The organism is Microtetraspora sp. NBRC 13810 (genome assembly GCF_030268685.1).
Lineage (GTDB): Bacteria > Actinomycetota > Actinomycetes > Streptosporangiales > Streptosporangiaceae > BSRQ01.
Genome location: NZ_BSRQ01000003.1, coordinates 410,031 through 434,125 on the forward strand (window position 1 = coordinate 410,031; position 24,095 = coordinate 434,125).

General features: G+C 74.9%; 18 protein-coding genes. 7 read left to right on the plus strand and 11 right to left on the minus strand.

What is annotated here, in order from left to right:
- The first annotated feature begins 21 nt into the window (after window positions 1–21).
- A complete protein-coding gene (locus QSK26_RS08965) occupies window positions 22–1,047 on the plus strand; it encodes a zinc-dependent alcohol dehydrogenase family protein (RefSeq protein ID WP_285774537.1) in 1,026 nt (341 codons plus the stop codon).
- A 16-nt stretch (window positions 1,048–1,063) separates the two neighbouring features.
- Here the strand turns inward: QSK26_RS08965 and QSK26_RS08970 are convergent, their stop codons facing one another.
- Window positions 1,064–1,966: a TIGR03619 family F420-dependent LLM class oxidoreductase gene (locus tag QSK26_RS08970; RefSeq protein WP_285774538.1), complete on the minus strand. Its 903-nt coding sequence runs from the start codon at window positions 1,964–1,966 to the stop codon at window positions 1,064–1,066.
- A gap of 22 nt (window positions 1,967–1,988) precedes the next feature.
- Between QSK26_RS08970 and QSK26_RS08975 the strand changes: the two genes are divergently transcribed.
- Entirely contained in the window at window positions 1,989–2,975 is a 987-nt protein-coding gene (locus QSK26_RS08975) for an aminoglycoside phosphotransferase family protein (RefSeq protein WP_285774539.1), read from the plus strand.
- 127 nt (window positions 2,976–3,102) lie between these two features.
- On the plus strand, window positions 3,103–3,372 hold the full coding sequence (locus QSK26_RS08980; RefSeq protein WP_285774540.1) for a TFIIB-type zinc ribbon-containing protein: 270 nt from the start codon (window positions 3,103–3,105) through the stop codon (window positions 3,370–3,372).
- A 68-nt stretch (window positions 3,373–3,440) separates the two neighbouring features.
- Here the strand turns inward: QSK26_RS08980 and QSK26_RS08985 are convergent, their stop codons facing one another.
- The 7 genes from QSK26_RS08985 to QSK26_RS09015 all read right to left on the minus strand — a co-directional run bounded on the left by QSK26_RS08985 (window position 3,441) and on the right by QSK26_RS09015 (window position 14,517).
- Window positions 3,441–4,421, minus strand: coding sequence for a hypothetical protein (locus QSK26_RS08985; RefSeq protein WP_285774541.1), 981 nt, complete (start codon window positions 4,419–4,421; stop codon window positions 3,441–3,443).
- 69 nt (window positions 4,422–4,490) lie between these two features.
- Window positions 4,491–5,984, minus strand: coding sequence for a bifunctional phosphatase PAP2/diacylglycerol kinase family protein (locus QSK26_RS08990; protein WP_285774542.1), 1,494 nt, complete (start codon window positions 5,982–5,984; stop codon window positions 4,491–4,493).
- Window positions 5,985–6,145: 161 nt separating this feature from the next.
- Entirely contained in the window at window positions 6,146–8,170 is a 2,025-nt protein-coding gene (locus QSK26_RS08995; RefSeq protein ID WP_285774543.1) for a CehA/McbA family metallohydrolase, read from the minus strand.
- 149 nt (window positions 8,171–8,319) lie between these two features.
- Window positions 8,320–9,291, minus strand: a complete 972-nt coding sequence (meaB, locus tag QSK26_RS09000) for a methylmalonyl Co-A mutase-associated GTPase MeaB (protein WP_285774544.1) — start codon at window positions 9,289–9,291, stop codon at window positions 8,320–8,322.
- Complete coding sequence (gene scpA / locus QSK26_RS09005) at window positions 9,281–11,458, minus strand: methylmalonyl-CoA mutase (RefSeq protein WP_285774545.1); 2,178 nt, start codon at window positions 11,456–11,458, stop codon at window positions 9,281–9,283. Before scpA ends, meaB begins: the two co-directional genes overlap by 11 nt.
- Entirely contained in the window at window positions 11,455–13,281 is a 1,827-nt protein-coding gene (locus tag QSK26_RS09010; protein ID WP_285774546.1) for a methylmalonyl-CoA mutase family protein, read from the minus strand. The genes scpA and QSK26_RS09010 overlap by 4 nt, the downstream gene beginning before the upstream one ends.
- A 75-nt stretch (window positions 13,282–13,356) precedes the next feature.
- On the minus strand, window positions 13,357–14,517 hold the full coding sequence (locus QSK26_RS09015; protein ID WP_285774547.1) for a phospholipase D-like domain-containing protein: 1,161 nt from the start codon (window positions 14,515–14,517) through the stop codon (window positions 13,357–13,359).
- A 176-nt stretch (window positions 14,518–14,693) separates the two neighbouring features.
- Between QSK26_RS09015 and QSK26_RS09020 the strand changes: the two genes are divergently transcribed.
- Window positions 14,694–15,701 (plus strand): DUF2278 family protein, encoded by a 1,008-nt coding sequence (locus tag QSK26_RS09020; protein WP_285774548.1) that lies wholly within the window; start codon window positions 14,694–14,696, stop codon window positions 15,699–15,701.
- A gap of 111 nt (window positions 15,702–15,812) precedes the next feature.
- Here QSK26_RS09020 and QSK26_RS09025 read toward each other — a convergent pair whose 3' ends face one another.
- The gene (locus QSK26_RS09025) at window positions 15,813–16,592 is read right to left on the minus strand and encodes a peptidoglycan recognition protein family protein (RefSeq protein ID WP_285774549.1); all 780 of its coding nucleotides are present in this window, start codon (window positions 16,590–16,592) and stop codon (window positions 15,813–15,815) included.
- A 98-nt stretch (window positions 16,593–16,690) separates the two neighbouring features.
- Entirely contained in the window at window positions 16,691–17,716 is a 1,026-nt protein-coding gene (gene mtnA / locus QSK26_RS09030; RefSeq protein ID WP_285774550.1) for an S-methyl-5-thioribose-1-phosphate isomerase, read from the minus strand.
- Between the two features lie 90 nt (window positions 17,717–17,806).
- Here mtnA and QSK26_RS09035 point away from each other — a divergent pair, with 90 nt between their 5' ends.
- Complete coding sequence (locus QSK26_RS09035; protein WP_285774551.1) at window positions 17,807–19,672, plus strand: serine/threonine-protein kinase; 1,866 nt, start codon at window positions 17,807–17,809, stop codon at window positions 19,670–19,672.
- 149 nt (window positions 19,673–19,821) lie between these two features.
- Window positions 19,822–20,928, plus strand: coding sequence for a DUF5925 domain-containing protein (locus QSK26_RS09040; protein ID WP_285774552.1), 1,107 nt, complete (start codon window positions 19,822–19,824; stop codon window positions 20,926–20,928).
- An 82-nt stretch (window positions 20,929–21,010) separates the two neighbouring features.
- Here QSK26_RS09040 and QSK26_RS09045 read toward each other — a convergent pair whose 3' ends face one another.
- Window positions 21,011–22,471 carry an amidase family protein gene (locus tag QSK26_RS09045; RefSeq protein WP_285774553.1) on the minus strand — a complete coding sequence of 487 codons (1,461 nt, stop codon included), beginning with the start codon at window positions 22,469–22,471 and terminating at the stop codon, window positions 21,011–21,013.
- 496 nt (window positions 22,472–22,967) lie between these two features.
- On the opposite strand from QSK26_RS09045, the gene QSK26_RS09050 reads away from it, so the two are divergent.
- The gene (locus QSK26_RS09050; protein WP_285774554.1) at window positions 22,968–24,089 is read left to right on the plus strand and encodes a C39 family peptidase; all 1,122 of its coding nucleotides are present in this window, start codon (window positions 22,968–22,970) and stop codon (window positions 24,087–24,089) included.
- The last annotated feature ends 6 nt before the right edge of the window (window positions 24,090–24,095 follow it).

Below are 24,095 nucleotides of genomic sequence, written 5' to 3' on the forward strand. Positions count from 1 at the left end.
GCGGTGTGGTTGGCTCGGAGTATGAGCCGTTCGGGCGCGCAGGAGATGGACGCGTGGGTGGTGGCCCGGCCGGGGCCGATGGCGAGCCGGCCGCTCGCCCGGGTGCGGCTGCCCGTCCCCCGGCCCGGAGAGGGCGAGGTGCTGGTCAAGGTGGAGGCGTGCGCGGTGTGCCGTACCGACCTGCACCTGGCCGAGGGCGACCTGCCCCCGCTACGCCCGCGTACGGTGCCCGGACACGAGGCGGTCGGCCGGGTGGCCGGGCCGCCTCCCGCCGGGTCCGCCCTGACCCTGGGATCCCGGGTCGGGGTGGCGTGGCTGCGCTCGACCTGCGGCCGGTGCCGCTACTGCCTGCGGGGACTGGAGAACCTGTGCCCCGGCTCGGCCTACACCGGCTGGCACGCGGACGGCGGCTACGCCGAGTATCTCGTCGCGCCGGCGGACTACGTCTACCCGCTGCCCGAGGACCGGCCGGCCGAGAAGCTCGCGCCGCTGCTGTGCGCGGGGATCATCGGCTACCGCGCGCTGCTGCGCTGCGACCTGCCGCCGGGCGGACGGCTCGGCGTCTACGGGTTCGGCGCCTCCGCCCACCTGACCACCCAGGCGGCCCTGGCGCGGGGCGCCACCGTGCACGTGCTGACCCGGTCGGCCGCGGCCCGGGAGCTCGCGCTCGAACTCGGCGCCGCCTCGGCCGGCGGCGCGTACGACACGCCGCCGGAGCCGCTGGACGCGGCGATCCTCTTCGCCCCGGTGGGCGACCTGGTCCCGGTCGCGCTGGCCGCGCTGGACCGGGGCGGCACGCTGGCCGTCGCGGGCATCCACCTGAGCGCCATCCCGCCTCTGGACTACCCGCGGCACCTGTTCCAGGAGCGCACCCTGCGCAGCGTGACGGCCAACACCCGGGCCGACGGCCGCGACTACCTGCGGTCGGCCACCGAGGACCCGCCCCGGGTCACCACCGCCCCCTACCCCTTCGAGGCCGCCGACCGCGCGCTCGGCGACCTCGCCGCCGACCAGGTCAACGGCGCGGCCGTGCTGCGCTTCTCGTGACGGTCCGGCGGGCCGGCTAAGGCGCCAGCGCCTCCAGGGCCTCCTCGGCGCGGCGCATCGACTCGGCCGGGTCGGTCCCCGGGGAGACGATCTCCGGGTCGAAGTTGAGGTCGTGGAAGACCTCGGTGACCCCCTGGGCCGCGAGACCCTCGACGTCGCGGCGGATCTCCTCGTAGGAACCGGTCAGCGGGCGCCGGCCGGCCTGCCCGGCGGGACGCACCGAGGTGACCCCGCGGCACACGAACTGCATCGCCTCCGGGTCCCGGCCGGCCTCCGTGGCCGCCTCCTTCACGAGACGGATCCTGGACTCGATCGAGGACAGCGTCTCCCTGCTGGAGCTCACCCAGCCGTCCGCGAGCCGGCCCGCCCGCCGCAGGGCGACATCGGCCGTGCCGCCGAGCAGGATCGGCGGCGGCGCCGGGGCCGGCTTGGGGTCCTGGTGCACCGGCGGCAACCGGTAGAACTCCCCCTCGTGCTCGACGACGTCCTCGCGCCACAGGTCGCGCAACACGCCGATGTACTCCTCGCCGCGCGCGCCCCGCCTGCCGTACGGCACGCCCGAGGCGGCGAACTCCTCCTCCAGCCAGCCCAGGCCGAGCCCCGCGGTGAGCCGGCCGCCCGAGACGTTCTGCAGCGTCGCGAGCTGCTTGGCCAGCAGCGCCGGGGAGAAGAAGGGCATGTTGAGCACCGCCACGCCGAGCCTGATCCGCCCGGTGATCCCGGCGAGGTAGGACAGCGTGACGATCGGGTCCTGGACGCTGCGGTAGACGGGCCCCATCGGATGCCCCGCCGGGTAGAGCAGCCGCTGGAACGTCCATACCTGGTGGTAGCCGAGCTGCTCGGCCCGGGTGGCGACGCGCGCCATGTTCGCCGGGGTCGCCCAGGGGCCCGAGACGGGAACCGCGAAACCAATGTTCATGAGATCAATCTAGATTGAGGGCGTGAGAGAACCCGTCAGCGTCCGGCCCACCTCGCCGGGCGAGACTCCCCCGTCCCCCGCCGCGGAGCCGGATCCGGCCCCCGCCACCCCGTTGCAGAAGTCCCTCGCCGCGATCGGCGAGCGCCACGCCCGCACGCAGGAGCCGGCGGCCCGGGTGCTGGTGGCGCGGGACGACGTGGTGGTCGTGCGGGTGGGCGACGTGGTGGTGAAGGCGCACGCGCCGGGCATGGACGCCGCCTCGCTCCGGCCGCGGCTGGCCGCCTCGGCCCGGCTGCCCGGCGTCATGCTCCCGCCGCTGAGCCTCACGGCGGAGCACGCGGACGACCGGCTCGTGTCGGTGTGGCCCGCGGGCAGCCCGGTCGATCCCGGGGCGCTGGACGAGGCCCCGTGGGAGGCCGCCGCCCGGCTCCTCGCCCGGTTGCACCTGGTGCCGCTGCGGCACCTGCCCCCGCTGCCGCCGGCGGGCGGCCCCGCCCGGGTCTCCACCGTCGTCGCCCGCCTCCGCGACGACGACGGCGCCGCCGCCAGGACGGTGCGCGCCGCGGCGGCGTCCCTGCCGCCCGAGGCCCTCGGCCACCCGTACGGCGGGCCGCCACGGGCCCCGCACGGCCTCACCCACGGCGACTGGCACCTGGGCCAGCTCGTCCGCCACCCGCCGGAGCACGGCGAGTGGCTGCTCATCGACGTGGACGACGTGGGCCACGGCGACCAGGCGTGGGACCTCGCCCGACCGGCGGCGTGGTTCGCGGCCGGGCTGCTGGAGCCCGCGGTGTGGCACCGCTTCCTGGCCGCCTACGTCGCGGCGGGCGGTCCCGCGCTGGACGGGGCGGCCGACCCGTGGGAGCGGCTGGACATCCCGGCCAGGGCGCTCGCCGTGCAGGTCGCCGCGGCGGCCGTCGCGACCGCGCGACGCGCCGGGAGGGAGATCGACGAGGCGGAGCAGGTGCTCGTGGACACCTGCGCGCGGATCGCCGCAGCGGCGCGGTGACCGGCGGGCGGTGTCCGCAACCATGTCCGCGGCGGCCCGATTTACGGCGTTCATCGCCGCGCGCGACGGCTTCGCACACAGTAGGTTGTGCTCAGGCAATCGAAGCCGGACGTCTAGGAGACGGTTGATGCAGTGCCCTAAGTGTCGTGGGTCGATGCGCACGTACGAGCGCAACGGCGTTCACATCGAGCAATGTGAGAACTGCCGCGGGATCTTCCTCGACTATGGCGAGTTGGAGACCCTCACCCGCCTTGAGACCCAGTGGGGCGGCCAGCACGCGGCCCCGCCCCCGCCGCCCCCGCCGGCGCACGGCCCCGCCTGGGGCGCGCCGCACCACGGCGGCCACTACGGTCACCACCGCCAGCGCGGTCTGATGGGCATGCTCTTCTCCACCTGATCGTCGCGCGCCACCCGGCCGCGGCCCCGCCACGCGGGGTCGCGGCCGCGCGCGTTCTCCGCCCCCGCTCAGCCGGGGAAGTCGCCCGGGTCGACGCCGCTGATCTTGGCGTTGCCGCCGGTGATGGCGTGCAGCGTGATCCGCCAGTTGTTCCAGCGCACCTCGGTCGCCGTGTAGGTCGTCTTGAACGGGACCGTGTCGTCGAACCGCTGGAAGACGCACGACCGGGTGAACGACCGCCGCCCGGCGTCCCAGTCGGCGCCGCTGGCGAAGTACACGCGGTAGGTCCCGTCGCGGACGCCCGCCACGGTGAACTTCGACTTCTTGCGCACGTAGACGCTGATCGCCCGGCTCTTGCCGCGCACCAGCGTGACCACGGCGTCGTCGGTGCCGCCGTTGCTGATCGCGAGGGTGCCGCGGCCGGTGCGCGACTCCGAGCGCAGGTAGCGGCCGTTCGGCAGCCGCCTGGAGGTGCGTTCCCGCGCCTTGACCGAGACCACGTCCGCCGGGTAGTCGCCGCGCCCGGCGAGGGCGCCGCCCGCCTCCTCCAGCGCCTTCAGCTCGCCGGACCGGCCGAGCTCGGCGAGCAGCCCGGAGGCGGTGCACACGGACCGCGCCGACACGGCGGACGAGGCGTCGGCGAGCCCTTCGGACAGGTCGCGCAGCGCGGCCACGTAGCCCTCGTGCTCGGCGCGCGCCTCGGCCGGCGGGACCAGCGGCTCCAGCCGGTCGGCGGCCTCGCCCAGCGCCTCCTGCGCGTCGCCCGCCCTGGACTCCAGGCTTTTCAGGCTGCCGGCGTCGGCGAGCCTGCTCAGCGCGGCGCGCACCGGCCCGCGCACGGCGTCCAGTTCGGCCCGGTAGGCGTCCGGGGTGAGGCCGGCCGGCGCGGGGGTCGCGGCGGGGCTCCCGGTGGTCCCGGGGCCCACCGGCCCCGCGACGCCGGACGCGGTCGGGCTGCCCGGCAACGGACCGCCCCCGCCGGAGGTGCAGCCGCCCGCCGCGAGCACGGCGACCGTCAGGACAAGGGGGAACAACCTGGGGGCGGCCATAGAGGTCAACTATCGACCGGCCCTCCTCCCCACGTCAATCGGCGCCCTCCCGGGCCGTCCGCCGCGAGGTCACTCGCGCAGGACGGTGAGCGCGCGCGGGCGCTTGGCGAACGTCACCGGCGCGGCGACGTCGAGGACCCCGCCCTCCCCGGCCAGCTGTACCCGGCCGCCCGGGGTGCCGACGTGCAGGGTGTCGGCCTGCCACTGGTGGAAGTGGCGGGACATGCCGAACCTGGCGCCCGCGACGCTGAGGAACGCGCGCACGCGCGGCAGCCGGCGGGCGGCGGTCAGCATGCGGATGTCCAGCACGCCGTCCTCCAGCCGGCGCCGCCGCCCGGGGACGACGCCGCGCGAGTCGTGCCGGCAGTTGCCCACGAAGAGCAGCCACACCCGGTACGGCACGCCGTCCACGACGATCTCCACCGGCCCGGCGTCGCGGCGGAGCGCCCCGGCGAGTCCCCACAGCGTCGCGGGCCACCTGCCGATCCGGTTCTGCCAGGACTCGCACCGGGCGGCCAGCGCCGGATAGACGCCGAGGCTGACGTCGTTGAGGAAGACCCGCCCGGCGACCTCGGCCACGTCGACGGACACGGCGTTCCCCGAGACGTAGGCGGCGACGGCCTCCTGCGCGGTCTCGACGCCGAGCGTGCGGGCGAAGCGGTCGCGCCCGCCGGTGGGCACCACGAGCAGCGGCCGGCCGTGCCGCAGCGCGTGCCTGGCGGCCCGGTCCACCGCGTCGTCCCCGCCGACGACGGCGAGCACCCCCGCCCGCCCGGCGGCTCCCTCCACGACCGCCCCGAGCCCGCCGGGACCCGGCTCGTCCCCGTCCTGGGCGGGGTCCTCGCGAAGGGCGACGATCTCGGCTCCGGGCAGGGAAGTGCGCAGGACGCGGACCGCCTCGCCGGTGGCGGGGTCGCCGCCCGGGCCGCCGGAGGACGCGGGGCCGGCCACGGCGACCAGCCCCTCCCCTTCGGGGTCCACGCCGGGCAGCGGCGCGGTGGTGACCGCCCTGGCCCGGCCCGCCTCCCCTGCCTCGGGCCACAGGCGGCGGGTGAGGAGGCCGGTGACCACCCCGATGCCGGCGCCGGCCAGCACGTCGCCCGGGTAGTGGACGCCGGTGTAGACCCGGGAGAAGCAGACGGCCGCGGCGGCGAGCGCGACGGGGATCGCCACCCGGGCGGGCGCCTCCAGCGCGACAGCCGTGGCGAACGCGGCGGCGGAGGCCGAGTGCCCGGAGGGGAACGACGCCGACGTGGGCGTCTTGAGGATCCGGCCGACCGGCAACGCCGTCGGGGACGGGCGGGCCCGGCCGAACGCCTGCTTGCCCGCCAGGTTGACCAGCGGGCTGGCCAGGCTGATGGCGAGCATCCCCCGGGTCGCCGCACGGCGCAGGCCGCGCCGCCCGCTCACCGCGAAGCCCGCCGCGATCCCGGCCCACAGCAGCGAGTTGTCCGCGGCCCGGGACAGCCGGGGCAACGCCCGCTCCCCGCCCGGCCAGTGCGACTTCGCGACGGCCGCGAACAGCCTCTGGTCCCAGGCGCCGAGCCGTGACCGTATCCGCATGCGACACATCCTTCCCGCGCCGGCGTCCCGCTTCCGGCGCCCGCGTCCTCTCCGTACTCGTGACCTCTCCATACTCGGTGACACGGGAGGCCACGGCGCGCCCGCGAACCCCTCGTGTCTCCGGGACCGGCGGTAGGGGGGTCCGCGGCGTCCGGCGGACCCTACCCGGGCAACCGGGACCGGTAGACGGCCCTGGCCCGGTCGTACAGCGCGAGATGGTCGGCGAGCTGGTCTTCGGAGGTGAACGTGCCGCGCTCGCGGACGACGGCCTCCAGCAGGTCGAGCCAGTCGAGGCACCAGCGCACGTCCTGCGGGCGGGCCACGTGCCGTCCGGCGACGTCCAGATGGACGGGGGTGGTGCAGGCGTAGGTGTCGTCCCGCATGGTGCGCGGGTGCGGGCCGCCGGTGACGACGGCCATGACGTAGGTGGGCTCGGTCACGACGAGCTCGGCGGTCAGCTCGGTCCCGGTGTGCCCGGGGCGGATGGAGGTCTCGGCGAGAAGGCCGTCGGCGGTGCGGAGCTCCAGGCGTTCGGCCTCCGGGCCGACGACCCTGGCGGTGATCGTCACGGTTCCGCCGGGCGCGAGGTCCAGGGTCTCCCCCGGGCCGCCCGTCTCCCCGCCGCCCGCCGCCACGGCCAGTTCCAGCCAGGGGCCGGTGGTGGCGAAGGTACGGCCGCGGCGCAGCGCCTCCGCGTAGGACCCGGCGGACAGCGGGCCGTCCACCTTGGCGTAGACGCGCGCCCAGCCGGGCGGGGCCGACTGGTTGCCGCGCCGGGTGAAGGACATCTGGCCGTCGGTGCCCGCGGTGACCGCCAGCCGGTTGCCCGCGCCGACGAGCCGCCGGTAGACGAGCGCGGTGGCCGCGACCGAGGAGTGGTTGAGCACGTCCAGCGAGTCCACCAGGCCGAGCGCGGCGTCCGCGACGATCTCCTTGGCGTCGCAGTCCCGGCCGTGACCGATCAGCGCCCCCGGCGGGTCGTCCTCGCCCGGCGCCGGTGGGTGGAACGGGTGGCCGTAGCCGACCACGCCGCCCCGGGCCCGGAACTCCGCGGCGGCGGCGCCGTTCGGCGGCCAGTCCACGGTCTTCAGGAAGCCGGTGTGGTAGCGGCCGGGTGGTTCGGGGACGCCGAAGACGGAGAAGTGGCCGAGCAGGTCGTTGCGGTACTCCACGCCCATCCTGGCGATGTGCGTGCCGTCCGACCAGGGCAGGTCCCGGCCCGCCCAGTGGTCCAGGGCCTCCCGGTCGTAGACGCGCTCGGCGGAGACGTTGCCCGCGACCAGGTTGAGCACGTGCAGGTCCTCGCCGTGCTGCATGGCGGCGGCCAGCGCGGGTTCGCCCACCATGTCGCCGGCCCAGTTCATGTGCACGTGCATGTCGCCGCCGTACCAGCCGCGCGCCGCCGCGTCGTAGATCCGCTCCGGGGTCAGCTCGACGACCGTCTCCCCGGCCGGGATGACGGTCGTCTCGGCGGTGCCGTACTCCATGCCGCGGGTGACCCGCACGGTGAGCAGTTCGGCGGGGACGTCGAGGACGAGGTCGTCGCCGTGGAAGTACGGCAGGCCGTGGTGGTCGCGCTTGGGCGGGGCGCCCTCGGGGTACCAGCCCTGCCCGTCCTCGCCCATCACGGTCCACCGGCACGGGAAGCCGGCCCGCAGCCGCAGCCTGGCCGGCAGGGCGGACCTGGTCAGGCCGGTCAGCTCCACCCTCTCCCCGGCCACCCGGACCTCGCTGGCCGAGGTGATCGGCACCAACCTGGCGCCGCGCGGCGCGATCTCCAGACGTGTCCCGTCCACCTCCACGGCGACCACCGTGTCCCGCGCGGAGTCGATCAGCAGGGTGCCGCGGAACTCGGCGCCGTTCAGCACGGCCTGGGCCCTCGCCTGGAAGGCGTGCCCCGCGTCGGTGAGCCGGAGGGCGGCGAGGTTGTCGAGCACCCGCCCGCCGAGCGCGTCCCGCACCATCTCGTCCATGTCGCAGTCGATCGGCCGCAGTCGCCCGCCCTCCGGCCCCGGTTCGGCGATCTTGGCGGACATCGCCTCCCACAGTTCCGCGCCGGTCAGGAAGGCGCTGGTCGTCATCTGCTTGACGTACAGGATGGGGTCCTCTCCCCAGGTCGGGCCGTGCGCGTCGAGCAGCGCGCGGTACTCGGCGAGCGCCGCGGCGACCGTCTCAGGCGTCGTCACCTCGTGGCACATGCGAAGACCTCCCCGTGTCGAAATTCGCCGTCATCGTCACACGGGGCGGGCTTCCGCCTACCGGGGCGCGGGGGGAATCCCCTCCACCGGGATGAAGCGCTTACCACGGGGATGGAGACACCTCCCCCCGTGGCCGATCAAGCGTCGGAGTCGAAGAACGCGGCGAGGATGCGGTCGGCGGCGAGGGAAGGGGTCAGCCCGCCGTCGAGGACCTCGCGTTCGACCTCGGCGGTGATGGCGGCGACCCGCGGATGGCCGTGCAGCCGGGCCAGCAGCCGGTCCCGGACCAGCGCCCAGGTCCAGCCGACCTGCTGGCGGCGGCGCCTGGCCGCCAGCTCGCCCGAGGCGGACAGCGCCTCCTGGTGCCCGACGATCCGCTGCCACAGGTCGCCGAGCCCGCCGCCGGTGAGGCCGCTGCAGGTGACGACGGGCGCGGCGGGGCCGGAGCGGAGCAGCCGCAGCGCGCCGGCCAGCTCGCTCGCCGCCTTGCGCGCCGCCTGCTCGTGGTCGCCGTCGGCCTTGTTGACCGCGATGACGTCGGCGAGCTCCAGGACGCCCTTCTTGATGCCCTGGAGCTGGTCGCCGGTGCGGGCCAGGGTGAGCAGCAGGAAGGTGTCCACCATGTCGGCGACCGTGGTCTCCGACTGGCCGACGCCGACCGTCTCCACGAACACCACGTCGTAGCCCGCCGCCTCGACGACGACCATGGCCTCCCTGGTGGCCTTGGCGACGCCGCCGAGGGTGCCGGAGGTGGGCGAGGGCCGGATGAACGCCGCCGGGTCGGCGGCCAGGCGGTTCATCCTGGTCTTGTCGCCGAGCACGCTGCCGCCGGTCCTGGTGGAGGAGGGGTCCACGGCGAGCACGGCGACCCGGTGGCCCTCCGCGGTCAGCAGGGTGCCCAGGGCGTCGATGAACGTCGACTTGCCGACGCCGGGCACGCCGGTGATGCCGACCCTCCTGGCCGCGCCGGCGTGCGGGGTGAGCTCGACCAGCAGCCGCTGGGCCAGCTCCCGGTGGTCGGGCCTGGTCGACTCCACCAGCGTGATGGCCCGCCCGATCCAGGCCCGCTTACCCTCCCTGACGCCCTTGACGTAGTCGTCAAGCGTCATGGCCCAGCCGGGTGGACAGGTCGCGGAGCAGGTCGAGGGCGGCGTCGGCGATGACGGTGCCCGGCGGGAAGATCGCCGAGGCGCCGGCGGCGCGCAGCTCGTCGAAGTCGCCGGGCGGGATCACCCCGCCGACGACGACCATGATGTCGTCGCGGTCCGCCTCGGCCAGCGCCTCGCGCAGCGCGGGCACCAGGGTCAGGTGTCCCGCCGCCAGCGAGGAGACGCCGACGATGTGCACGTCGGCCTCGACGGCCTGGCGCGCCACCTCGGCGGGCGTCTGGAACAGCGGGCCCACGTCGACGTCGAAGCCGAGGTCGGCGAAGGCGGTGGCGATCACCTTCTGGCCCCGGTCGTGGCCGTCCTGGCCCATCTTGGCCACCAGGATCCTGGGCCGCCGGCCCTCGGCCAGCTCGAACGCGGCGCACGCCGCGCGGACGGCCTCCACGCTCTGGCCCACCTCCTCGCGGTAGACGCCGGAGATCGTGCGGATCTGGCCGACGTGCCGGCCGAAGACCTTCTCCAGCGCGTCGGAGATCTCGCCCACGGTGGCCTTGGCGCGGGCCGCGTCCACCGCGAGGGCGAGCAGGTTGTCCCCGCCGGCCGCGCCCTTCGTCAGCGCGGCCAGCGCGTCCTCGACGGCGCGCGGGTCGCGCTCGGCGCGCAGCCGGCGCAGCTTGTCGATCTGCTGCCTGCGCACCTCGGTGTTGTCGACCTTGAGCACCTCGATCGGCTCGTCCGCCTGCGGCCGGTACTTGTTGACGCCGATCACCGGCTGGCGGCCGGAGTCGATGCGCGCCTGGGTGCGCGCCGCCGCCTCCTCGATGCGCAGCTTGGGCAGCCCCGCGTCGATCGCCCTGGCCATGCCGCCCGCCGCCTCGACCTCGCGGATGTGCCCGAGGGCGCGCTCGGCGAGCTCGTGGGTGAGCCGCTCGACGTAGGCGGAGCCGCCCCAGGGGTCGATCACCCGGCAGGTGCCCGACTCCTGCTGGAGCAGCAGCTGGGTGTTGCGGGCGATGCGGGCGGAGAAGTCGGTGGGCAGGGCGAGCGCCTCGTCCAGCGCGTTGGTGTGCAGCGACTGCGTGTGCCCCTGGGTGGCGGCCATCGCCTCGACGCAGGTGCGGGCCACGTTGTTGAACACGTCCTGCGCGGTGAGGGACCAGCCGGAGGTCTGGCTGTGCGTGCGCAGCGACAGCGACTTCGGGTTCTTCGCGCCGAACCCGGCGACGAGGCCGGACCACAGCAGGCGGGCGGCCCGCAGCTTGGCGACCTCCATGAAGAAGTTCATCCCGATGCACCAGAAGAACGACAGCCGCGGCGCGAACGCGTCGATGTCCAGCCCCGCGCCCACGCCCGCCCGCAGGTACTCCACGCCGTCGGCCAGCGTGTAGGCGAGCTCCAGGTCGCAGGTGGCCCCGGCCTCCTGGATGTGGTAGCCGGAGATGGAGATCGAGTTGAACTTCGGCATCTTCTCACTGGTGTAGGCGAAGATGTCGGAGATGATGCGCATCGAGGGGCCGGGCGGGTAGATGTAGGTGTTGCGGACCATGAACTCCTTGAGGATGTCGTTCTGGATGGTCCCGGCCAGCATCTCCGGCGCGACGCCCTGCTCCTCGGCGGCGACGATGTAGAGCGCCAGCACAGGGAGCACCGCGCCGTTCATCGTCATCGAGACGCTCATCCGGTCCAGCGGGATGCCGTCGAAGAGCTGCCGCATGTCGTAGATCGAGTCGATGGCCACCCCGGCCATGCCCACATCGCCGCCCACCCGCGGATGGTCGGAGTCGTAGCCCCGGTGGGTGGCGAGGTCGAAGGCGACCGACAGGCCCTTCTGCCCGGCCGCCAGGTTGCGCCGGTAGAAGGCGTTGGACTCGGCGGCGGTGGAGAACCCGGCGTACTGCCGGATGGTCCACGGCTGGTTGACGTACATCGTCGGGTAGGGCCCGCGCAGGAAGGGCGCGGCGCCGGGGTAGGTGTGCGGGAAGTCCAGGCCGTCGAGGTCGGCGGCGGTGTAGAGCGGCTTGACGCCGATCCCCTCCGGCGTCTCCCAGACGAGGTCCTCCGGCTCCTTGCCGGTCTCCTCCCGCACGGCCCGCGTCCAGTCCTCGACGCCGGGAACGGCGGCGCCGGGCTCGCTGGACAGCCCGATATCCGAGAAGTCCGGGATCATCGGTTCACCCCCAGGTCGTCGAAGGTCGTGCGGAGGACGTCGAGCGCGTCGCCTCCGGCGTGCAGGTTGGCGTCCACGCCCTCGTAGTGTCCCTTCCCCGCCAGCCAGATCCTGAGCGCACCGGCGTCGCGCAGCGCGGCGGCCACGGCGGCGGCGTGCTCGCCGTAGAGCCGGTCGGAGGAGCACAGGCAGGCCACGGCCGCCCCGCTGGCGGTGAAGGCGGCGGCGATCTCCGCCGGGTCGGTGCCGGGGCCGGCGGTCACGGTGGCGATGCCGCCCGCGCCGAAGAGGTTGGCCGCGAACGACGCGCGCGCGGTGTGCGCGGCGACCGGCCCGATCGTGGCCAGGAAGACCTGCGGCCGGCGCGGCTGGGCGTCGGCGAGGTCGCGCAGCGCCTCGAACTCCGCCGCGTACCGCACCACGGGCAGGCCGCGGCCTGCGCCGGCGGCGGCCAGGCCGGGTCCGGGGCGGCGGGCCGGGATCTTCTCGTCGATGTCCGGGAACTCGCTGACGCCGGTGATCGGGGTGCGGCGGTGGGCGACGTCGTCCGCGCGCCGGGCCCGGGTGGCGGCCAGGCGGCCGGCGACGAGGCCGGACTCCAGCGCCGCCGCCATGCCGCCGGCCCGCTCGATCTCCCGGAACCACGCCCAGGCCGCCTCGGCGAGGTCGGCGGTCAGCCGCTCGACGTACCAGGAGCCGCCCGCGGGGTCGGCGACCCGGCCGGCGTGCGCCTCCTCCAGCAGCAGCGACTGGGTGTTGCGGGCGATCCGCCGGGCGAAGTCGTCGGGCAGGCCGAGGCGGGCGTCGAACGGCTGCACGGTCACGGCGTCCGCGCCGCCGACGCCGGCGGCGAAGCAGGCGACGGTGGTGCGCAGCATGTTCACCCACGGGTCGCGGGCCGTCATCATCGCCGAGGAGGTGACCGCGTGCTGCCGCTGCGCGCCGCTCTCCGACGCGCCGCACACCTGGGCCACCCGCGCCCACAGCCGCCGGGCGGCGCGCAGTTTGGCGATGGTGAGGAACTGGTCGGCGGTCGCCGCGTACCTGAAGTCGAGCTGGCCGAGGGCTTCTGCGACGCTCAGCCCCTCCGCGGTGAGGGCGCGCAGGCAGGACACTCCGGCGGCGACGGAGCAGCCGAGCTCCTCGGCGTCGGAGCCGCCGGCGTCGTGGTACGGCGTGCCGTCCACGGTGATCGCGCGCAGCCCGGGGTGGCCGGTGGCGCACCGGCGGGCGAGGCCGGCGGCCACGGTGAAGTCGGCGGGGCCGCCGGTGCGGGCGGCGAGCCCGAGCGGGTCGGCGCCGAGGTTCCCGGCGACCGGCGGGGAGGCGTCCGCCGCGCCGGCCCGGTCCGCCGCCACCCGCAGCAGCGTCTCCGCGGCCCGCGCGGTGTCGGCTCCGGCGTCGAGCACGACGGGGGCGAGGTCGAGGTAGACCGGGGCGAGCACGCGCGGCAGGTCGTCCACCGGGATGGCGTCCGGGCCCACGGCGAGCCAGAGCGACGTGACGCCGTTCTCCAGGTCGGCGAGCACCGCGGCGGGGTCGGCCACGGCGTGCCGCTGCCGCACGTCCCAGCCGGGCAGCGGCCGGGCGCCTCTGACGTACGGGGGCAGGCCGGGCACCCCCTGCCCGGCGGGGGCGTCGGCCTCGTCGTAGAGCGGGGAGATGGTCACCCCGTCGTAGGTGGTGGTGGAGAGCGCCTCCTCCGGCGACTCCGCCTCCACGCCCGACCTGCGCAGCACGGCGAGCGCCGCGTCGCGCCACCGGTCGCGTGTGGTCGGCGGGAAGTCCGCGGCCGGTCGGAACTCCTGGGACGGCACCGTCATGGTTCGGATGTTAAGCGTATGAGCGGCGGTGAGGGGACAGCGGGGGCCGCGACACCTCTAAAGGGGCATTCGGCCTCAGACGTGCGCGGCGAGGCGGACGCGTTCCCCGGCCCTTTCTATCCGCTGGATCTCGGTGCGGAAGTAGCCGGCGAGCTCCGCGCACGCCGCCGGGTCCACCGGCCCGCCCTCGCGCGCGGGCAGGCCGGGGTAGGGGCTGCCCAGGACGAAGATGTTCTCGTCGTTGTACTGGTTGGCCGGCGCGGTGTAGTTGAACGAGCCCGCGATCACGACGGAGTCGTCGATGACCATGAGCTTGTGGTGCAGTTTGCGGAACCCGTTCCCGCGCCGGGGGAAGTAGAGCTCGATCCTGGCCTGGTCCAGGTCGCGGGTGGCCGCCCACTTCTGGGCGCCCTGGCCGGGGTCCATGGCGCCGGTGACGACCCGGCCGGCGGCGGCCAGGGCGATCATCGCGTCGTCGATCCCGGAGGAACCCGCGAAGGTGAAGATGGCGAAGTCGACCCTCTCGGTCGCCTTCAGCATCTGCTTCATGATCTCCAGCTCGGGCGTGTGGTCGGGCGCGAAGAGCACCTTCACCGGCACGCCGCCCACGTTGTAGGCGCGCGGCACCTTGCCGTGCGCGCCCCGCCCGAAGTCGCCGGCCCGCATCTGGATGAACTCGCCGAGGTACTCCCGGCAGATCCGCGTGTCGTGGAACACCACGAGATGGTTGAGATTCGTGTGACAGTCGGTGTGCGTGAAGTTCGCCGAGCCGGACAGGATCGCCGAGGTGGGCAGGGCGCGCTCACGGAAGTCGCGGATGATGAACTTCTGGTGGAAGATCTCCGGGTTGTAGTCCGCCTTGACGTCCACGGCGCAGCGCAGCAGCGCGGCCAGGATCCGCCGGTTGGCCTCCAGGCTGCGCGACCCCGTCTCGTCGTTCCACTGGACGCGGCGGCGCGCGGCGGCCTCGTCCTCGCCGTCCCTCGGCACCGCCTTGGGCACCTTGGAGGTGAGGAGGTAGTCCTGTTCCAGCACCATGCGGACGCTCACCCCGCGATAACGGGCGTCCAGAATGGCCTGGGCGATCGGCTCGGAGTCCAGCTCCTGCACCGCGATGTCCAGGGAACTCGTGGCTCCCTCGATGAACTCCACGATTCGGTCTTCCAGCCGGTCCGCCGCCCCGAGCTCAGCCGGCCCGACGAACGCCTCGATCTTCCCTCCGGCGAAGTCTGCCATGCACGAAGCGTGACATCACCCGCCTTGCCCTACAAGTCATCTATTGCCGGTATTCCGGCAAGGCTCGGCAGGGAGGTCCCCCAGGGGATGCTCGACACGGGCGGAAGGCTGACCCACAATCGTCGCCAGGGGGCGGGTCCCTGCCCGCTCCGCACCCCGGGAACACGGAGGTCGACGTGCCGCTGCGGTCCTACGGAGTCCTGGCCGGCCGGGCGATCGACCGGCGGCGCGAGGGGGCGGCGAACACCCCGCACTACCAGATCCACCTGGTGGACGACGCCGGGACCGCCTACCGGGCGGCTGTCAACGTGCTGTCCCAGCAGGCGCCCTCCGAGCTGCTCTACCTCGCCGACGACGACTTCCGGCACCCCGTGCTCGACCAACTGCCCGCCGCGGGCAGCGGCTGGACCGCCCTGACGTCCGCTGCGGGCTCCGGCGCCCTGGACTTCGTCCGCGGCAACCTGTTCGACCCCGCGGCCATGCGCCCGCTGCCGCCCGACCTCCCCGGCGACGACAACGACCTCGCCGACCTGCTCGACCACTATGTACGGCGGGCCGTCAACGACGAGTCGGCCGCGGTCTACGTCTTCGGCGAGCGCTGGGGGCCGGAGGCGGCCACCAGGGACAAGGTCTTCGGCTTCCTGCCCGGCAACGGCGTGCACGACGTGCACATGAACCAGGGCAACAGCGGCAGGTTCCAGGCCGACGACGGTGTGTGGCAGGACGGCGCCCTGCTGATCCACCTGCCGGACCAGGCGCGCTGGATCGGCGTCTTCCTGGCCTTCCAGTCGCAGTCGTGGCGCACGGACGACGTCACCGGCCACGCCCTGGACGGCGCGCCGCCGAGGCCCGGCGGCGGGGAGGAGCCGGTGCGGATCCTCGCCGCGCTGGTCAACCCGGCCGGTCCGGCCCCCGAGCGGGAGAGGGTCATCCTGCTCAACGCCTCCCCCGCCCCGATCGGCCTGGACGGCTGGCGGCTGGCCGACGGGCAGCGCCGCACGCTCGCGCTGTCCGGCACTCTCGACGCGGGCGCCACGCTCAGCGTCGCCCTGGACGAGCGGATCGTCCTCGGCAACAGGGGCGGCACGCTGAGCCTGCTCGACGCCGCCGGCCTGAAGGTGCACGGCGTCGGCTACACCGCCGCGCAGGCCGCCCGCGAAGGCTGGACGATCACCTTCCCCTGACGGGCACCTTCACGTGACGGGCACCTTCACGTGACGGGCACCTTCACGTGACGGGCACCTTCACGTGACGGGCACCTTCACGTGACGGGCACCTTCACGTGACGGGCATTCTCAGGTGACGGGTTCCTTCCACGCGGCGACCCAGGTGGCCTGGTCGACGACGCCGGTGGCCGGCAGGTCCTTCTCCTCCTGGAACGCCTTGCACACCTCGCGGGACCGCGGGCCGTAGGCGCCGTCGACGTCGAGCGACCAGCCGCGGGCGCGCATCCTGGCCTGCCAGGTGCGGACGTCGTCGCCGCGCAGGACGGGCGGATACTTCAGCCGGCGGCCGGGCCAGGCGGGCGCGGTGCCCGGCGGCTCGGGGTCGGGGGTGTCCTGCGCGCCGGGGCGCGGGGCTCCGCGCCTCACCCAGGCGTACAGCGCGTCGCCGGGGCAGCTCGTGGCGTAGCCGTCGCGGTGGCCCTTGATCTCGTCGCCCGCGCCTCCCCTGTCCCGGAGGTACTCGATCGCGTCGACGATGCCCTGGAGCATCTCGTCCGGCGGCGTGACCAGGCCGGAGTTGCCGACCAGGGCGAGCACCGCGTAGTGGCCGGTGTTGAGGCCCGCGCCGTTGGCGGCCGGCAGATGCCGGGCCCCGCGCCCTTCGAACACCTTGCGATGCGGGCAGACCACCATCGAGTAGCCGATGTCCATCCAGCCGTTCCCGTCCATGTGCTGACCCTGGATGGAACGCACCATCGCCACGCACTTGTCGTGATCGTCCACGATCGCGGGATCGACCCGCCCGCCCGTGTAGTGGACCTTCACACCCTTGGTGGAGCCGAGCATGGTGTAGGAGCCGCGCGCCGCGCGGGCACCCCACTCCTTACGGAGAATGATGTCGGTGGCCACGGACTCTCCTGAGAAGCGCAGTCGGGGGACAACTCAGAGTAACGTGCCGGGCAAGGGTTCATCTGGCGTTTGACGCAGAAAGTACGGCTCCGCCCTCGTCACGAGGGCATGGCCGCGCGCGGTCCAGGGGGCACGCTCGCCAGGGTCTCCGCCCTGTCCAGGCGCACGATCCGGCGGTCGGTGACGATCGCCGTGATCAGGTCGTGCGGGGTGACGTCGAACGCCGGGTTGATCGCGCCGGCGTCGTGCGGGGCCAGCCGCAGCTCGCGGAGCGTGACGACCTCCTCCGCCGGGCGGTCCTCGATGGCGATCTCCGCGCCCGACGGGGTGGCCATGTCCACCGTGGTCTCCGGAGCGACCACCACGAACGGCACGCCCGCCCGGCGGGCGCCGAGGGCCAGCGCGTAGCTGCCCACCTTGTTGGCGGTGTCGCCGTTGGCGGCGATGCGGTCGGCGCCGATCAGCACGGCGTCGGCGTGCCCGCGGGCGAGCAGGAACGGCCCCGCGGAGTCCACGATCATCCGGTACGGCGCGCCCATCCGGCCCAGCTCCCAGGCGGTCAGCCGGGCACCCTGGAGCAGCGGCCGGGTCTCCAGCGCGAGCGCCTCGGCGAGCCGGCCGCGCTCGTGCAGCGTCTGAACGACTCCGAGCGCGGTGCCGCGTTCCACCGCGGCGAGCCCGCCCGTGTTGCACACGGTCATGATCCGGATCCCGGTGCCGTCCTCACCGAGGAGGCCGGTCAGCAGCGCGGTGCCGTACTCGCCCATGGAGCGGCAGGCCGCGATGTCGTCGTCGCGGATCGCCAGCGCGCGCCGCAGCACGGCAGGGAAGCCCTCGGCGACGTGCCGGGCGGCCTCGTCGACGCCCCAGGCCAGGTTGACCGCGGTGGGCCGGGCGGCGCGCAGCCGGGTGATCGCGTCCGCCGGGTCGCGCTCGGTGGCGACGGCCAGCGCCACGCCGAGCGCCCCCGCCACGCCGAGTGCGGGCGCCCCGCGCACGGAGAGCCTCCTGATCGCGCCGATCAGCCCGTCCACGGTCTCCAGACGGAGGGTCTCGCACCGCTCGGGGAGCAGGGTCTGGTCGATCAGTTCGATGCCGTCGTCTACCCAGTCGATGGTCCGCACCCTCGAACGCTATCGCCCGTTTCCTTCCCCGCCCAGAGCGGGGCGCCGGAGATCCACCGGCGATGATCCCCGATCGGTAACGTGTACCGCATGGCGTCTCCCCTCACCCCCGACGATCCGCGGGCGCTCGGCGAATTCCGGCTCGCCGGGAGGCTCGGCGAGGGCGGCCAGGGGGTGGTCTACCTGGCGAACGCCCCCTCCGGGGAGCAGGTCGCGGTGAAGCTGCTGTCCAGGGTCGACGCGGAGTCGCGGGCGCGGCTGGAGCAGGAGCTGGCGGCGCTGGCCGGGGTGGCGTCGTTCTGCACGGCGCGGGTGCTGGGCGCCGACGTGCGCGGGCCCCGGCCCTACGTGGTGAGCGAGTTCGTGGACGGGCCCTCACTGGAGCGGCGGGTGCGCGAGCGCGGGCCGCTGCGCGGCGGCGAGCTGGAACGGCTGGCGATCGGCACGGCCACCGCGCTGGCGGCGATCCAGGCGGCCGGCGTCGTGCACCGGGACTTCAAGCCGGCGAACGTGCTGCTCGGCCCGGACGGCCCGCGGGTGGTGGACTTCGGCATCGCCAGGACGGAGGACTCCGTCACCCTCACCTCCGGGCTCATCGGCACCCCCGCCTACGTCTCCCCCGAGCGGATCGCCGGCGCGCCCGCCTCGCCCGCCTCCGACGTCTTCGCCTGGGCGGCGACGATCGTGTACGCGGCCACCGGCCACGCGCCGTTCGGCGCGGACAACGTGCCCGCCGTGCTGCACCGGATCGTGAACGCCCACCCCGACCTGTCCGCGCTGCCGCCCCGCCTGCGCGACCTGATCGGCTCCTGCCTGGCCAAGGACCCCGCCCGGCGGCCCTCGGCGCGCGAGCTGATGGTCCGCCTCGTCGCCCCCGTGGCGGCTCCCCCGGCCACCGACCCCGCCGCCCTGGAGGAACTAGCCGCCCACGGAGCCCACCTCGCCTCCAAACCCCCCACCTCCGAAGCCCCCACCGCTCCCCCCACCTCCGATCCACCCGCCGCTCCCTCCACCTCTGGAGCCCCCACCTCCGGTCCCTTCGCCGCTCCCTCCTCCTCCGGAGCTTCCAGCTCCGGTCCCTTCGCCGCCGAAGCCCCCGCCTCCGGTCCTTCCGGGGCCTATCCCTTCGCCTCCGGAGCCTCTGCCTCCGGAGCTTCCGGTTCCGGTCCCTTCGCCTCGGGAGCCTCCGGTTCCGGTCCCCCCGCCGCCGGAGTCACCGGGGCCGGTCCTCTCGGGGCCGTTGCATCCGGGGCCGTAGCATCCGGGGCCGTAGCATCCGGGGCCGGGCGTCCGGCGGGTGGACCCTCCCCGCTGGCCACCGTGCCGCCCGGCGAGCCGGGCGCGCTCGTCACCCGTCCGCGCAGGCGGCGGCGTGGGGTGCTGGCGGGCGTGCTGGCCGCGGCGGTGGCGCTGGCCGGTGCGGCGGCGGTGGTGGTGTGGGCGAACCAGGGCCTCCTCCCGCTCACCGGCGGCGCCACCGGGCGCGTCACGCCGGCGTCCACGGACGGCGGCGCCACCACCCCCGCCCCCGGCCCCTCCTCCACCGACCCCTCCCCCACCGACTCCGGCACGGCGCCGGCCACACCCTCGGCGTCCGCGTCGGCGCCCGTGGCGGCCACCGCGGATCCGGGGGGCGCGCGGATCCCCCGCGCCTTCGCGGGCGAGTGGTCCGGCGACGTCAGGGGGATCTCAGGCGGCCAGAAGGAGATCAGGGTCGAGCTGCGGGCCGGCGACTCCACCGCGCGCTGGGCCGAGCCGGCGAGCGGCTGCGAGGGCGAGATCCGGCTGACCGGGGTCACCGGGAACCGGCTCAGCTTCGCCCTCGGCCTGGACACCGGCTGCGTGCCCGGCACCGTGTGGCTGGACCGCAAGGGCGGCAACGTGCTGACCTACACCTGGCGAGACGTGCCCGGCTTCGACATCGCCAGGGAGACGGGCGACCTACGCAAGCAGTGAGCCACGCGACCCGCACAAGCAGTGTCCCGAGCAACCCGCACAAGCAGTGAGCCGAGCAACCTGCGCAAGCGGTGAGCCAGGCGACCCGCGCAGGCGGTGAGGTGGAAAACCTTTCGACGTGGCCGGGGATGCGGCGGATCATTGTCGATATGTCCGTGGTCAAGGAGGTTCGTTTCACACCCGATCCGGCCGAGCTGCCGATGAACGTCTGGCTGGACGACGGGGACTCGCCGGTCGACGTCATCGACGCTCTCGCGCTGTCGCCGTTCGCCACCGGGGCGCAGCCCTGGGCCCGTCAGGCCAGCCTGGACCGCGTGGTCCCCGGCGCGCCGCTCATGCCCGCAGGGGGGCGGCTCGTCCGCTCGGCCCGGGAGGAGAACGGCCGGGAGTCCCGGCTGGTCCTCGGCGACGGGTGGACGCTGCGCGTGGTCCGCTTCAACAACCGCTCCGCGACGGTCAGCGTCACCGCCGTCAGCGAGGATCTCGCCGAGTCCGTGCTCGCCGAGACGACCAGGGACGCCCGGGAGCCCGCGCCGGAGACCGAGCACGTCGAGATGGGTTTCTGGTGGCTGGCCGGGCGCGGCGGGAACCGTTCGGAGAAGCCGATCACGGCGGTCCCGTGGGCGGAGATCGCCGGCAACTACTCCGAGGCGGCGGGCGGGCCGCTGGCCCGGCTGATGACGATGACGCCGGCGGGTGTCGACGGCAGGCTGGTGCTGCTGCACGGCCCGCCCGGGACCGGCAAGACGACCGTCGTCCGCAGCCTGGCCCGCGAGTGGCGGGAGTGGTGCCAGGTGGACTGCGTGCTCGACCCCGAGCGGCTGTTCAACGATCCCGGCTATCTCATGCAGGTGGCGGTGGGGTACGACTCCGGCGACGAGGGGCGGCGCTGGCGGCTGCTCGTGCTGGAGGACTGCGACGAGCTGATCAGGGCCGAGGCGAAGCAGGCCACCGGCCAGGGGCTGTCCCGGCTGCTGAACCTCACCGACGGGCTGCTCGGCCAGGGGCGGGACGTGCTGGTGGCGATCACCACCAACGAGGAGCTGTCCCGGCTGCACCCGGCGATCGTGCGGCCGGGCCGCTGCCTGGCCCAGATCGAGGTGGGCCAGCTGTCCCGGGCCGAGGCGGCCGGCTGGCTGGGTGTCGAGGAGGCCGCCGCTCCGGCCGGCGCCACCCTGGCCGAGCTGTTCGCGCTGCGCGCCGGCCGTACGGTGTCCGCGCCTCGCCCCTCGGAGGCCACCGGCCTCTACCTGTGAGGATCCGGCGAGCCCGGGGCGGCGCGGGGGCGCGTCCCGGGCAGACCGGGAGGCGGGGTCTGTCCACGGCGGGGGCCGGGGTCTATCTACCGAGGGTCCTGGCGTCCTGCGCGGGGGTCGCGGGGGTCTGCGGCATGGCCACGGTGGCGAGGTCGAAGAGGGCCTCGTCCTGGCCGGGGGCCGCCACCAGGCTCAGCCCGAGCGGGAGCCCGTCCAGGTGGGCCACCGGCAGGCTCAGCGCGGGCGCGCCGGCCAGGCTGGCCAGGCAGGTCAGGCGCACGGTGGTGGCCCGCAGGGCGCCGGGCGGCAGGACGGGCGGCGACCCGCCGAACAGCGACGGCACGGATGGCGACCCCGACCGCGACACCGACGGCGATCCGGACGGCGACCCCGACGGCGACCCCGGCTGTGACACGGGCAGCGGCGCGGAGAGCGGTTCGGCGGACGGCGGGGCGCCGGGGAAGGGCGAGAGGGCGATCGGCCGGGTGGGCAGCGGCGGGGCCGGTGCGGGCGCGGTGGGCAGCGCGAGGACGCCGCCCCCGGCGAGCAGTTCGGCGACGCGGCCGGCGGCGGCGGCGACGGTGGCCGCCGCGGGCGCCAGCTCGTCCCTGGTGACCTGTGAGCCCGCCCGGAACCGCGCCGCCACGCCCGGCCCGAACTCCGGTCGTTCCCTGCTGATCCACGGCCCGTGCACGTCCCACGCCTGGGCGGCCTGGACGGCGGTGAAGGCGGCGTGCGTCCGCTCCCAGCAGAGTAGGTCGCCTTCGAAGACGGGGGTGCGGTCGATCGGCAGCGAGGCGGTGAGCCTGCGCAGCGCGGGCGCGAGCGCGGCGCCGATCCGCGGCGACACGACCGCCCACAGGTCCGGCGGCACGTGCAGGCGGACCGTACGGCCGGCGGCGACGGCCCCGCCCAGCAGGCACGCGGCGGCGGCCCTCAGCGTGCCGAGACCGGCCGCGAGCAGGCCGGGCACGTCGAAGGACGGCGCGAGCGGGACGATTCCGGTGCGGGAGACGCGGGCGTGCGTGGGCCGGTAACCGAACAGGCCGGTGTGGGCGGCGGGCACCCTGATCGAGCCCGCGGTGTCGGTGCCGAGCCCGAGGTCGGCGGCGCCGGAGGCGACCGCGGCGGCCGGGCCGCTGGAGGAGCCCCCGCAGGCGCGGCCGGGGGCGGCCGGGTTGGCGGGCGCGCCGTAGTGGGCGTTGGTGCCGTTCAGGCTGTAGGCCAGTTCGTCGGTGTGGCTCTTGCCGACGAGCTCGGCGCCGGCCTCGCGGAGCGCGACGACCGCGTCGGCGTCGGAGACGGCCGGCGGATGGGTCTCCAGCCAGCGGGGATGCCCGGCCCCGGTCGGCAGCCCGGCGACGTCGATCACGTCCTTGACGGTGAGGCGGAGCCCGTTGAGCGGGCCGGGCCTGCCGGGTGCCGGCGGCGGGCCGCCCCAGGGCACGAACGGCGGCACGGTGACCGGCGCGGACTCGGCACGGGGACGCGAGGTGCGGGACGGGCGGGGCAGAACGTGCGCGGACTGCGGCAGGTCACTCATCAGCGGGCCTCCAGGCTGCGTAGGTCGGCCTTGCTCGTCTCGAGGTGCACTCCCCCTTGACGACGATCACGTGCGAAGCCGCCGGCGCCGCCTCCTGGCCGAGGCGCGGGCCGCCGGGGTGGAACGGGCCTTCGCCCGCGCGCCGGCGGGAGGAGCCCTGCGCCGCTCGCCGAGCGGCCGGACATCGGGGCGGCCCGCCGTACTGGCCCACGCCGGAACCCCGATGTCATCTGAGCAATTTCTACGCCCGCGGGATGACGACCATGTGCTTCCGCCTTTTCCGCGATGTTACGTGACCTTCCCGCGCCGCGCCCGGCACGCCGCTCACACCGGACTCGCATCTCCCGCTCCGCCCGCGGGCCTCGGGACCGCTCCCGGGCCGTCGCAGGTAGCCGGCGCCCGGACGGCCCTCCCACGCCCTCGCCGGGCCCGGGTGCGTTACCAATACGTAAACCTTCCGATGCGGGCAGGTCGGGGCGAAACCAGAATCGGCGGCGTGGTCACCGTGTCCCCCGCCCAGCCGAGCCGGGTCGTGCTGCATCGCTTCGTGCCGGAGGGTGGAGAGGGGGAGACCGGGACGACCGGATACTTCGACCCTTTCGGGCACGGTCATGGGACCTATCCCTTCCGGCGGTGGGTGTCGCCGGAGCGGGAGATCGGGTTCGCGGCCGGCGAGCTGGTGCCGTCGTGGACGGCGGTGACGCCGCCGGGGTCGTGGGTGGAGCTGGAGCTGCGCGGCCGTACCCTGGACGGCGGGCTGACCAAGTGGTACGTGATGGGGCGCTGGGCGTCCGGCGGGCAGGACATCCACCGGACCTCGCTGCCGGGGCAGGGGGACGACGACGCCGACGTGGCGGTGGACACCTACGTGGCCAGGCGGCCGGTGACCGCCTACCGGCTGCGGGTGACGTGCTACGGCGCGGGGGCCGCGGTGACGTCGGCGGCGGTGATGGCGTCGGCGGTGCCGTCGCGGGCCACCGTGCCGGTCAGCGAGCCCGGACCGGCCCGGGGCGTCGAACTGGCCGTGCCGCGGCGGTCGCAGAAGGCGCACACCGGGCACTATCCGCAGTGGGACGGCGGCGGTGAGGCGTGGTGCTCGCCGGCGGCGGTGACGATGACGCTGCAGTTCTGGGGGCGCGGGCCGGGTGCGGCGGAGCTGGCCTGGGTGGCGGACGGCGATCCGTGCCCCGCCGTGGACCACGCCGCCCGCGACATGTACGACCACAGTTACCAGGGGACCGGGAACTGGCCGTTCGGCGTGGCGTACGCGGGCCGGTACGGCCTGGCCGGCTTCGTCACCCGGCTGCGCTCGCTGACCGAGCTGGAATGCCTTATTGCGGCCGGGATCCCGGTGATGACCTCCCAGTCCTTCAAGGACCACGAGCTGCCCGGGGCCGGCTACTCGACCAGCGGGCACATCATGGTCGTGGTCGGCTTCACCGAGGACGGCGACGTCGTCGCCAACGATCCCGCCGCGCCCGAGGACGGGGCCGTGCGGCGGGTCTACCCGCGGGCCGCGTTCGAGAACGTGTGGCTGCGCGGCACGAGCAGCCGGGGGATCGTCTACGTGGTCCACCCGCCCGAAGTCCCGTTGCCGCCGTCCGGCGGGAACTGGTAGCCGAGG

Coding starts and splice junctions, on each gene's coding strand:
- QSK26_RS08965 (WP_285774537.1), top strand. CDS start 22: ATGAGCCGTTCGGGCGCGCAGGAGATGGACGCGTGGGTGGTGGCCCGG.
- QSK26_RS08970 (WP_285774538.1), bottom strand. CDS start 1,966: ATGAACATTGGTTTCGCGGTTCCCGTCTCGGGCCCCTGGGCGACCCCG.
- QSK26_RS08980 (WP_285774540.1), top strand. CDS start 3,103: ATGCAGTGCCCTAAGTGTCGTGGGTCGATGCGCACGTACGAGCGCAAC.
- QSK26_RS08985 (WP_285774541.1), bottom strand. CDS start 4,421: ATGGCCGCCCCCAGGTTGTTCCCCCTTGTCCTGACGGTCGCCGTGCTC.
- QSK26_RS08990 (WP_285774542.1), bottom strand. CDS start 5,984: ATGCGGATACGGTCACGGCTCGGCGCCTGGGACCAGAGGCTGTTCGCG.
- meaB (WP_285774544.1), bottom strand. CDS start 9,291: ATGACGCTTGACGACTACGTCAAGGGCGTCAGGGAGGGTAAGCGGGCC.
- scpA (WP_285774545.1), bottom strand. CDS start 11,458: ATGATCCCGGACTTCTCGGATATCGGGCTGTCCAGCGAGCCCGGCGCC.
- QSK26_RS09010 (WP_285774546.1), bottom strand. CDS start 13,281: ATGACGGTGCCGTCCCAGGAGTTCCGACCGGCCGCGGACTTCCCGCCG.
- QSK26_RS09015 (WP_285774547.1), bottom strand. CDS start 14,517: ATGGCAGACTTCGCCGGAGGGAAGATCGAGGCGTTCGTCGGGCCGGCT.
- QSK26_RS09035 (WP_285774551.1), top strand. CDS start 17,807: ATGGCGTCTCCCCTCACCCCCGACGATCCGCGGGCGCTCGGCGAATTC.
- QSK26_RS09040 (WP_285774552.1), top strand. CDS start 19,822: ATGTCCGTGGTCAAGGAGGTTCGTTTCACACCCGATCCGGCCGAGCTG.
- QSK26_RS09045 (WP_285774553.1), bottom strand. CDS start 22,471: ATGAGTGACCTGCCGCAGTCCGCGCACGTTCTGCCCCGCCCGTCCCGC.